1 tRNA gene and 1 rRNA gene are annotated in these 588 nt (G+C 50.3%); both read right to left on the bottom strand.

Annotated elements, in window-relative coordinates:
- Nucleotides 1-101 precede the first annotated feature (101 nt).
- Nucleotides 102-178: transfer RNA gene (locus tag V6260_RS18485), tRNA-Ile, on the bottom strand.
- 76 nt (nt 179-254) lie between these two features.
- Nucleotides 255-588, bottom strand: a 16S ribosomal RNA gene (locus V6260_RS18480); the annotation flags it as partial.

The raw sequence follows: 588 nt of genomic DNA, 5'->3' as shown, positions 1-588 counted from the left end.
GCTGACCTCCTGCGTGCAAGGCAGGCGCTCTCCCAGCTGAGCTATAGCCCCACATATGCTGGTACTTACTGTTTTAACCATCTTCTTGATTAGACAAGAAGTGGTGGGTCTGAGTAGATTTGAACTACCGACCTCACCCTTATCAGGGGTGCGCTCTAACCAGCTGAGCTACAGACCCAAAACAATAAGTGTTGTTCTCTTTACAATAACAATCATCTGTGTGGACACTACGAACAAATAAGTTCTAAATCGTATAAGGAGGTGATCCAGCCCCAGGTTCCCCTAGGGCTACCTTGTTACGACTTCACCCCAGTCATGAATCACTCCGTGGTAAACGTCCTCCCGAGGGTTAGACTATCTACTTCTGGAGCAACCCACTCCCATGGTGTGACGGGCGGTGTGTACAAGGCCCGGGAACGTATTCACCGCGTCATTCTGATACGCGATTACTAGCGATTCCGACTTCATGGAGTCGAGTTGCAGACTCCAATCCGGACTACGACGCACTTTAAGTGATTCGCTTACTCTCGCGAGTTCGCAGCACTCTGTATGCGCCATTGTAGCACGTGTGTAGCCCTACACGTAAGG

The sequence above is a fragment of the Pseudoalteromonas aliena genome (assembly GCF_038155085.1).
GTDB classification, from domain to species: domain Bacteria; phylum Pseudomonadota; class Gammaproteobacteria; order Enterobacterales; family Alteromonadaceae; genus Pseudoalteromonas; species Pseudoalteromonas aliena_A.
Note: the sequence above shows the minus strand (reverse complement) of the source record. Positions and strands in the feature narration are given on the sequence as shown.